Source organism: Pseudarthrobacter enclensis, assembly GCF_030811655.1.
Classification (GTDB): Bacteria; Actinomycetota; Actinomycetes; order Actinomycetales; family Micrococcaceae; genus Arthrobacter; species Arthrobacter enclensis_A.
Map to the genome: position 1 here is coordinate 1 of NZ_JAUSRE010000043.1, position 9,592 is coordinate 9,592.

Sequence of the window (9,592 nt, forward strand, 5' to 3'; positions counted from 1 at the left end):
GTCCTCTCCGGCGAACTGCCCTTCGACGAGCAGACCATGATCGCCGGACACGGCGAAATGACACCAAAGGAAGAAGGCGCCCGCCAGGTTGCCACGGCCTAGCGCCAAGCTTCGGGACCGCCCGGAACCGCCCCTGCAGCTGTGCTGCAGGGGCGGTTTTGCGTCTGCAGGCACCTCAACCTTCGACCTCAGCTAGAGGGTCAAGGCTCAACATCCGCAGAAAGTCAAGTTCCGTCGAATACCGTGTCGGGCGCTGTAACCTAGGGAGCAGAACGAAGGGCGCTGGTGAGTCAGCGGCAGGAAATCACCGTTATCGAAAGTGTGGACAGATACGTGAGCAGCGAACAGGGTTCAGCAACTCTGGAGGGCACGGAATTCGACCTGGAAAACGCGGTGATGGGCCCCACCGGGCGCCCATACCGGGAATTCCCGGAGCCCGCGCCGCTGTCCTCCCACGGTCCGGCGCGCGTCATCGCCATGGTCAACCAGAAGGGCGGCGTGGGCAAGACCACCTCCACCATCAACCTTGCGGCGGCGCTGGCCGAATACGGCCGCCGCGTCCTGCTGGTGGACTTCGATCCGCAGGGTGCGCTGTCCGCCGGCCTGGGCGTCAACCCGCATGAACTGGACCTCACCGTTTACAACGTCCTCATGGACCGCAAAGTGGACATCCGCGATGCCATCCACCAGACCGGCGTCCAGAACGTCGACCTGCTGCCGGCCAACATCGACCTCTCTGCCGCGGAAGTCCAGCTGGTCAATGAAGTTGCACGTGAACAGGTCCTGGACCGTGCGCTGAAGAAAGTCGAAGACGACTACGACGTCGTCCTCATCGACTGCCAGCCGTCGCTGGGACTGCTGACGGTCAACGCCCTCACGGCAGCCCACGGCGTCATCATCCCGCTCATTTGCGAGTTCTTCGCCCTCCGCGCCGTGGCCCTCCTGGTGGAAACCATCGACAAAGTCCAGGACCGGCTGAACCCGAGGCTCCAGGTGGACGGCGTGCTGGCCACCATGTATGACGCCCGCACCCTCCACAGCCGTGAAGTGATCACCCGCCTGGTGGAAGCATTCGGTGACAAGGTCTTCGAAACCGTCATCAAGCGCTCCATCAAGTTTGCAGACGCAACCGTGGCCGCGGAGCCCATCACCAGCTACGCCGGAACCCACGTGGGCGCCGATGCCTACCGCCGGCTCGCCAAGGAGCTCATTTCCCGCGGCGGCGCACCCTAAGACACCGCCATGGCCGAATCCAAGCCCGGCTTCGAGGTGCGGCTGGCCAACTTCACGGGTCCCTTCGACCTTCTCCTTGGCCTGATTGCCAAGCATCAGCTGGACATCACCGAAGTAGCCATTGCCACGGTTACGGACGAATTCATCAAGTACATCCGAAAGCTGCAGCAACTCGGCGAGGAATGGGCACTGGACGAGGCCAGTGAATTCCTGGTGATCGCCGCAACGCTGCTTGACCTGAAGGCTGCCCGGCTCCTGCCCGCGGGCGAGGTCGAAGACGATGAGGACATTGCCCTGCTGGAGGCACGGGACCTCCTCTTCGCCCGCCTGCTGCAGTACAAGGCCTTTAAACAAGTGGCAGGCATCCTTGGGGAGACGCTGCACCAGGAAGGGCGGCGCTTTCCACGGCAGGTGGCGCTTGAGGAGCACTTTGCCGCGATGCTCCCCGAACTGGTGTGGAAGCACACGCCCCAACAGTTCGCCGCGCTGGCTGAGGCAGCGCTTCGGCCGAAGACGCCGGAGGAGCCACCTCGGGTGGCACTTGGCCACCTGCACGGCAGCAACGTCAGCGTGAAGGAGCAGGCCCGGCTGCTGGGCCTGCGGCTGCAGCAGGAGTCGCCGCTAACCTTCCGTTCCCTGATTGCGGACGCCGGCTCCACCCTGGTGGTGGTGGCGCGCTTCCTGGCCCTCCTGGAACTGTTTCGGGACAGGGCGGTCTCATTCGACCAACTCTCGCCTCTGGCGGAGCTCGCCATCCACTGGACGGCCCAGGGCCGGGAGTGGTCAGCGGAGAACCTGAGCGAAGAATACGAGGAGCAACTGTGACCCCCCAGCAGGACGCCGGCATTGACGAGGCCCCGGACTACGCCGATTTCCCCGGCGGCGCCAAGGCTGCCCTCGAAGCAGTACTCATGGTGCTGGACGAACCTGCAGGCGAGGAGGAGTTGGCCGCAGGCCTTGGCCTGACGGTGGCTGCAGTGGGGACCCTGCTGGCCGAACTGCAGCGCGAGTATAACGGCTATACTGGTAAGGCCCCGGAGATGGAAAGTGCCAGCAACACTGGCATCGGTTCCAGTCCCCGGGGTTTTGAATTGCGGAACATCGCCGGTGGCTGGCGGATCTACTCGCGGGCGGAGTTTGCCGACATCGTCGGCAAGTACGTGCTGGAGGGGCAGACTGCCAGGCTTACCCAGGCGGCGCTGGAAACACTGGCTGTCATCGCGTACCGCCAGCCCGTTTCCCGGGCCAGGGTATCCGCAATTCGCGGCGTCAATGTTGATTCCGTCGTACGGACGCTCGCGCAGCGGGGGCTGATCGAGGACGCTGGAACTGATCCGGAGTCCGGCGCAATCCTGTACCGGACCACCTCCTACTTCCTTGAACGGATGGGAATCAGTTCGGTGGAGGAGTTGCCACAGCTCTCGCCGCACCTTCCGGGGCTCGACGGAATCGCCGAGTTCTACGACGCCGGGACCATGTAGGCGGGGGATCCTCGGCCTGCAGCGGCTATTACCAGTTTTAGTTATCAGGGCAGACGAAGTCTGCGGGGCTGGCTAGGGTTGTCCTTGGACACTCTGCCGGCCAAAACACATTGAAGGACGGGTCATGACACAGGCGGGACGCCAGGGTTCACCACGTAACGGTTCGGGACGCGGCGGGAACGAACGCGGCAATTCAGCGCAGCGCGGCAATTCGCAGCAGCGCGGTTCACAGGGAAGCAGCTTCAGCGGAGGATCCCGTGGCGGGACCGGCAAACGTGCCGCCGGCTTTGGCGGGGACCGGCCGCACCGCGCCCCAAAGCCGCGCGAGGAGCGCTTCATCGACCCCGACCTGGCGGGGGACCAGCCCGGACGCGGTGCCGAAGGTACAAAGGGCGCCAAGCCGTCGTCGCGCAAGCCCGCTGCCCGCAAGCCAGGGGCAAAGAAGGCCCCGGGAACTCCCGGTGCCCCCAAGCCCAAGCCGCGCACCGGAGCGCCCGGGGCAGCAGCCTCCCGTGCGTTCGGCAGTGAACGCTTCGGGCAAAACCTGGGGCCCGTCCGCAAGCCCTCCCGGAAGAAGCACCCCCGGGGCAACGTCCCCCAGTCGGACCTCCACGATTCGGACGGCGTGCGCCTCCAGAAGGTGATGGCGTCCGCAGGAGTGGCCTCCCGCCGCGTCTGCGAGGAGATGATCGCCGAGGGCCGCGTCGAAGTGGACGGCCAGGTTGTCACAGAACTCGGCGTCCGCATCGATCCCAAGACCGCCGTCATCCACGTTGACGGCCTGCGGATCCAGCTGGACGAGAACCTCGTGTACATGGTCTTCAACAAGCCCAAGGGCGTGGTGTCCACCATGGAGGACCCCGAAGGCCGGCCCTGCATCAGCGACTTCCTGAAAAACAACAAGAACACCGGCGAACGCCTCTTCCACGTGGGCCGGCTCGACGTCGCCACGGAAGGGCTGCTGCTGCTGACCAACGACGGCGAACTGGCCAACCGTCTCACCCACCCTTCCTACGAGGTCCCCAAGACGTACCTGGTCCAGGTCCGCGGGCCCTTCCCCCAGGGTGTCGGTGCCCAACTGAAGTCGGGCGTGGAGCTGGAGGACGGGATGGCGGCCGTGGATTCGTTCCGCCTTGTGGATTCGACGCCCGGCCACGTGCTGATCGAGGTTGTGCTGCACTCGGGCAAGAACCGCATCGTGCGCCGCATGTTTGACGCCGTCGGCTTCCCGGTCCAGCGGCTGGTGCGCGTGAAGGTGGGCCCCATCGGGCTCGGAGACCAGCGCCAGGGCAGCATCCGCAACCTGGGCAAGCAGGAAGTCGGCCATCTGCTGGCATCCGTAGGGCTCTGAGGCATGTCCGCGTTCAAAAGCCAGGGCCGCGGGCATCTGGACGGCCCCGTGGTGGTCCTCGGTACCGGACTGCTGGGCACGAGCATCGGCCTGGGCCTGCGCGGACGCGGCGTGCCCGTGTTCCTCTCGGACCCGTCGCCCACCAACCAGGCGGTGGCCGTGGACATCGGTGCCGGGCGCCCCTTGGCGGAACTGGGCAGCAGCAGCCCGCAGCTGGTAGTGGTGGCCGCTCCTCCTGACGTAACGGCCGACGTCGTATGCCAGGCGCTGTCTGACTATCCGGGCGCCGTCGTGGTGGACATTGCCAGCGTCAAGGCGGATATCCTTTCCCGGCTTCGCAGCCTCGGCGCAGACCTCTCCCGTTATGTGGGTACCCACCCGATGGCGGGCCGGGAGAAATCCGGTCCGGTGGCTGCGCGCGGTGAGCTGTTCACGTCCATGCCGTGGGTGGTGTGCCCTTCGGAAGAAACATCCGGGGCTGCCCTGCAGGTGGCACGATCGCTGGCTACGGACCTGGGTGCCGTCGTGTCGCAGTTCAGCGCGGACGAACACGATGAAGCAGTGGCACTGGTTTCCCACCTGCCGCAGATCATGTCCTCCCTGCTGGCCAGCCGCCTGCAGGGGACACCGCTGCATGCGCTGTCCCTGGCCGGCAACGGCCTGCGCGATGTCACCAGGATCGCCGCGAGCGACCCCACCCTGTGGGTGCAGATCCTCGGCGGCAATGCAGCGAAGGTCGTAGAGATCCTTTACGGGGTTCGCGAGGACCTGAACCGCCTCATCGGAACCCTGGAACAGCCCAGCGCCCCCGGGGCACGCCTGGATCTGGCCCAGCTCATCAGCGAAGGCAACGCGGGGCAGGCGAGGATTCCCGGCAAGCACGGCGGTCCACCTCAGGCGTACTCCTGGCTCACCGTCCTGGTGGATGACAGGCCGGGCCAGATCGCGCAGCTGCTCACCGAGATCGGTGAAATCGGGGTGAACGTGGAGGATCTCCGGCTGGACCATTCCTCCGGGCAGAACGTTGGCATGGTGGAATTGTCTGTGTTGCCGAACAAGCACGACCACCTGATCGAAGCTCTCAACGACCGCGGATGGCGGGTACTTCAGTAATGACACAGGAACTCCTCGAAACCATGCGTGCGCTGCGCATCGGCCGGCCGCTGGTGGTTGCCATTGACGGGCCCTCCGGCTCCGGTAAGTCCAGCGTGAGCAAGGAAGTCGCCCGCAGGTTGCGGCTGGCCTACCTGGACACCGGCGCCATGTACCGCGCACTGACCTGGTACTGCGTCTCCGAGGGCATCGACCTCGATGACACTCCGGCCGTGGAGCAGGCCTCCCGGGACTTTGTCCTGGAATTGAGCACCAGCCCCCAGGAGGAATATGTCCGGGTGGGCGGGGTCGACGTCACGGAAGCCATCCGTGAGCCGGCAATCTCGTCCGCCGTCAGTGCCGTTGCCACCACGCTCGGTGCCCGGACCGAACTGATCCGCAGGCAGCGGGAACTGATTGAAAGGCACCACCGGCGCATGGTGGTGGAGGGCAGGGACATCACCACCGTCGTCGCGCCCGGGGCAGAGGTCCGCATGCTCCTGACTGCCAGCGAGGAAGCCCGCCTCCGCCGCCGCGGGATCCAGCTTGGCGGCACCCAGAACGCCGAGCAGCTCGCAGCCCAGGTGACCCACCGGGACGCAAGGGATTCAACCGTCGTGAACTTCACCCAGGCGGCCGATGGCGTGGTCACGCTGGACTCGTCGGACCTGGACTTCGAGCAGACCGTCGACGCCGCCCTCGTGATCGTGACCAAGGTGCTGAACCGTGACTGAGTCCCTGGCCGGGGTGCCGTCCGGGCTGACCATGGCGTGGAGCAGGCCCGTGGGCTGGATCCTTGACCACCTGGTCTACCGGACCAGCGTGACCGGCAGGAGCAACGTCCCCACCGGCGGACCAGTAATTTTCGCCGCCAACCACATCAGCTTCCTCGACGGGCCAGTGATGTTCGGTGCGGCGCCGCGGCCCATGCACATCCTGGTGAAGCAGGAAATGTTCAAAGGCTTCCTGGGGAAGGTGCTGGCTGCGTCCGGGCAACTTCCGGTGGACCGCCGGGGCGACCGTGCAGCGCTGCAGCGCTGCAAGGACGTGCTCGACGCCGGCCGGTGTGTGGGGATCCTCCCTGAAGGAACGCGGGGGAGCGGGGCAGCAGCGGACATCAACGGCGGCGTGGCATGGCTGGCACTGAACTCCGGGGCTCCGGTGGTCCCGGTCGCCATCCTGGGCACGCGGCAGGGCCATGAGCACCTGGATTTCGTCCCGCGGCTGGGCCGGCGCTTACATGTCAGCTTCGGATCAGCCCTCACGCTGGCCCGCCGGGCCGGCGAAACCGGGCGTGCTTCAATGGACAGGGCGGCGCAGGAGATCCGTGCAGCACTGGCAGGGCACGTCCAGGACACCATCCAACTCAGCGGGCAGCACCTGCCTTTCGCTGACCACAAAGACTTGACAGTAGCCGGGGACGCCGGCAGATGACCACTAAGGACAGTGCAATGAGCGACACCACCCAGACTTCCGGGCATTCCGGCGCCGACGACGAGTACCGGCCCACAGGCAGCGACCAGGTTGCCGAACGGCTGGCAGCGATTGACGACGACGAAGCGGAGCTGCGTGCTGCCTCCCTCCGGGCCGGCCTGGAGGACTACGAACTCGACGAGGACGACGCCGCCCTGCTGAGCGGTGAGTACGGCGACGAGGACTTCGAGGGCCCCCTCAAGCTCGACCCGGTCCTGGCGATCATCGGGCGCCCCAACGTGGGCAAGTCGACCCTGGTGAACCGCATCCTGGGCCGCCGTGAAGCAGTGGTGGAGGACACCCCCGGCGTCACCCGCGACCGCGTCATGTACTCGGCCCACTGGAACGGCCGCAACTTCACGCTGGTGGACACCGGCGGGTGGGAGCACGACGCCCGCGGCATCCACGCCCGCGTTGCAGAACAGGCAGAGATGGCCGTGGAACTGGCCGACGCCGTGCTCTTCGTGGTGGACTCCGCCGTTGGCGCCACGGCCACGGACGAAGGCGTCATGAAGATGCTCCGCCGCAGCAAGAAGCCGGTCATCATGGTGGCCAACAAAGTGGACGACTTTGCGCAGGAAGCCGACAGCGCCGCGCTGTGGGGCCTCGGATTCGGAGAGCCTTACCCCGTTTCGGCGCTGCACGGCCGAGGGGTTGCGGACCTCCTCGACCACGTTATGGACGTCCTGCCGGAGTTCTCCACGATTGAAGGCGTGGAGCGCTCCGGCGGCCCGCGCCGCGTGGCGCTCATTGGCCGCCCCAACGTCGGCAAGTCTTCCCTGCTGAACAAGCTCGCGGGATCGGAACGCGTCGTGGTGGACAACACCGCCGGCACCACCCGCGACCCTGTCGACGAATTCATCGAACTCGGCGGCCGCACCTGGCGCTTCGTGGACACTGCCGGCATCCGCCGCCGCCAGCACATGGCCCAGGGCGCTGACTACTACGCCTCCCTCCGGACGCAGGCCGCGCTCGAGAAGGCGGAGGTCGCCGTCGTGCTCCTCGCCGTGGACGAGGTCCTCAGCGAACAGGATGTCCGCATCCTGCAACTGGCCATCGAGTCCGGGCGGGCCCTGGTCCTGGCCTTCAACAAGTGGGACCTGCTCGACGACGAACGCCGCCGCTACCTGGAGCGGGAGATCGAACAGGACCTGGCCCACGTGGACTGGGCTCCGCGCGTCAACATCTCGGCAAAGACCGGCTGGCACAAGGACCGCCTGGTTCCTGCACTGGACCTGGCCCTGGAGAACTGGGACCGGCGCATCCCCACCGGGCGCCTCAACGCCTTCCTCGGCGAGCTCGTGGCCGCGCACCCACACCCGGTCCGGGGCGGCAAGCAGCCGCGCATCCTCTTCGGCACCCAGGCGTCCAGCCGGCCGCCGAAGTTCGTGCTGTTCACCACCGGATTCCTGGATCCCGGGTACCGCCGGTTCATCACGCGCCGGCTGCGCGAGACCTTCGGCTTTGAAGGCACACCCATCGAGGTCAGCATGCGCGTGCGTGAGAAGCGGGGCCGGAAGCGTTAATTGCGACACACCCTGCGGCTGATCGCCAAAAAGTGTCACTGGCACCCCTTGGGATCGTGTAAGCTCTTCTAGGTGGTTCGGCCGGACTGCTGATGAGAATCCTTGATTCGAATGCAGCGGAGAACGGCGGAACCAGCGGGCTGTAGCGCAGCTTGGTAGCGCACTTGACTGGGGGTCAAGGGGTCGCAGGTTCAAATCCTGTCAGCCCGACCAAAGAGCGGAAAGCGCCGGAGAATCTCTCCGGCGCTTTCCGCTTTTTTGGCTTCGCCGTCATTCATGCCCGTGCACCTTCCCCCGGACAAACCACCCCGGGATCCTGAGGTGATTTGTCGGGATGGGGGTGTCCTGCCCGGAATGCGTCATCACAGGTTCCAGCTAGCCGAGGGCGGCGTCCAGGGTCACGAAGCCGTAGCCTGCCGCCCGGAGCTGGGCGATCACCTGTGGGAGGGCCGCGGCGTCCAGTGTTGAGCCGTCATCGGGGTTAGAGCCGAGGTGCATCAGGACGATCTCCCCGGGCTGCGCGGAAGCCATGACGCGCTGGACGATGAAGCCCGGGCCACGCGTTCCATTCATGGTGCCTTGCCAACCCAGGGTGTCAACGGTCCACCGGATCGCCGCGTAGCCGGCGGCGTTGACGTCCGCGATCGTGCGCGAATCGCGGGCGCCGGACGGGAAACGGAAGAACGGGAGCGGATCGCCTCCCGCGGCCTCAATGGTCCTCTGCGCGCTGCCGATCTCCGCCGCGATCTGGGCGTCGGTCAGGGTGGTGAAGTCCGGGTGCGTCATGGAGTGATTGCCGATCCGGTGCCCCGCGTTGTAGATCAGTGCCGGACCGGACGGGAAATGGTTGACCCAGTCTCCGGTGAGGAAGAACGTGCCTGGGACGCCGTTGGCTGCCAGGGTGCTGAGAATCGATTGGAGGGCGGCGTCGTTGGCGCCGGCGTCGAACGTGAGGGCAACAACCTTTTGCGTGGTCGGAAGGCGCTCGAGGTCCACGCCCAGGAGTGTCGACGGGACGCTGGTGTAGATGACCTCGGTCCTTCCGCTGGCCTCGTGCCACAGGATCGAACCGCGCTGGAAGTCGCTGCGCAGGCCGCCCGTGATGCCGTACACCCCACTGATCGGGTAGCCGAGACGGCTGCGCTCCCAACCGAGGGCCGCCCACTGGGCGCGGATGGCTCCGTGCACCTCGTGGGCGCCCGTGGCCGGCGACCAGTAGATCGACGAGCCGCCGGTCGTGCCGCTGAAGTGGTTGTACCGGCCGACCCCGTCGGGTGTGCCGATCTCGTCCGTCAGGGGGAATCCGAGCACGCCTGACGGCCCGCCGAGCTCCAGATAACGCCTGCGGATTTCGCCGTGCAGTTCGTGGGCGCCGGTGCCGGGGCTCCAGTAGATGGTGCCGCGTGCGAAGTCGTTGTAGCGGCCGGGGGCGCCGG

General features: G+C 66.4%; 8 protein-coding genes, 1 tRNA gene and 1 pseudogene. 9 read left to right on the forward strand and 1 reads right to left on the reverse strand.

The features are described from left to right. Positions 1-333: 333 nt before the first annotated feature. The 9 genes and pseudogenes from J2X98_RS21960 to J2X98_RS22000 all read left to right on the forward strand — a co-directional run bounded on the left by J2X98_RS21960 (position 334) and on the right by J2X98_RS22000 (position 8,369). Entirely contained in the window at positions 334-1,233 is a 900-nt protein-coding gene (locus J2X98_RS21960) for a ParA family protein (protein ID WP_307312620.1), read from the forward strand. 9 nt (positions 1,234-1,242) lie between these two features. Continuing rightward, the gene (locus J2X98_RS21965) at positions 1,243-2,058 is read left to right on the forward strand and encodes a segregation and condensation protein A (RefSeq protein WP_141940843.1); all 816 of its coding nucleotides are present in this window, start codon (positions 1,243-1,245) and stop codon (positions 2,056-2,058) included. Beyond that, positions 2,055-2,714 carry an SMC-Scp complex subunit ScpB gene (gene scpB, locus J2X98_RS21970; protein WP_307312605.1) on the forward strand — a complete coding sequence of 220 codons (660 nt, stop codon included), beginning with the start codon at positions 2,055-2,057 and terminating at the stop codon, positions 2,712-2,714. Before J2X98_RS21965 ends, scpB begins: the two co-directional genes overlap by 4 nt. Before the next feature lie 124 nt (positions 2,715-2,838). Further along, positions 2,839-4,065 carry a pseudouridine synthase gene (locus tag J2X98_RS21975; RefSeq protein ID WP_307312608.1) on the forward strand — a complete coding sequence of 409 codons (1,227 nt, stop codon included), beginning with the start codon at positions 2,839-2,841 and terminating at the stop codon, positions 4,063-4,065. A gap of 3 nt (positions 4,066-4,068) precedes the next feature. After that, positions 4,069-5,178, forward strand: a complete 1,110-nt coding sequence (locus tag J2X98_RS21980; RefSeq protein ID WP_141940845.1) for a prephenate dehydrogenase — start codon at positions 4,069-4,071, stop codon at positions 5,176-5,178. After that, entirely contained in the window at positions 5,178-5,891 is a 714-nt protein-coding gene (gene cmk / locus J2X98_RS21985; RefSeq protein ID WP_141940846.1) for a (d)CMP kinase, read from the forward strand. Before J2X98_RS21980 ends, cmk begins: the two co-directional genes overlap by 1 nt. Before the next feature lie 31 nt (positions 5,892-5,922). Further along, a pseudogene (locus tag J2X98_RS21990) lies at positions 5,923-6,598 on the forward strand (lysophospholipid acyltransferase family protein). Between the two features lie 10 nt (positions 6,599-6,608). Beyond that, positions 6,609-8,156 carry a ribosome biogenesis GTPase Der gene (gene der, locus J2X98_RS21995; protein ID WP_141940847.1) on the forward strand — a complete coding sequence of 516 codons (1,548 nt, stop codon included), beginning with the start codon at positions 6,609-6,611 and terminating at the stop codon, positions 8,154-8,156. Positions 8,157-8,292: 136 nt separating this feature from the next. After that, positions 8,293-8,369, forward strand: a tRNA-Pro gene (locus tag J2X98_RS22000). Between the two features lie 162 nt (positions 8,370-8,531). On the opposite strand, the gene J2X98_RS22005 is transcribed toward J2X98_RS22000, so the two are convergent. Continuing rightward, positions 8,532-9,592, reverse strand: a 1,061-nt coding sequence (locus J2X98_RS22005; RefSeq protein ID WP_307312616.1) for a polysaccharide deacetylase family protein, incomplete at its 5' end; no start/stop codon positions are given.

Coding starts and splice junctions, on each gene's coding strand:
- J2X98_RS21965 (WP_141940843.1), top strand. CDS start 1,243: ATGGCCGAATCCAAGCCCGGCTTCGAGGTGCGGCTGGCCAACTTCACG.
- J2X98_RS21975 (WP_307312608.1), top strand. CDS start 2,839: ATGACACAGGCGGGACGCCAGGGTTCACCACGTAACGGTTCGGGACGC.
- J2X98_RS21980 (WP_141940845.1), top strand. CDS start 4,069: ATGTCCGCGTTCAAAAGCCAGGGCCGCGGGCATCTGGACGGCCCCGTG.
- cmk (WP_141940846.1), top strand. CDS start 5,178: ATGACACAGGAACTCCTCGAAACCATGCGTGCGCTGCGCATCGGCCGG.
- der (WP_141940847.1), top strand. CDS start 6,609: ATGAGCGACACCACCCAGACTTCCGGGCATTCCGGCGCCGACGACGAG.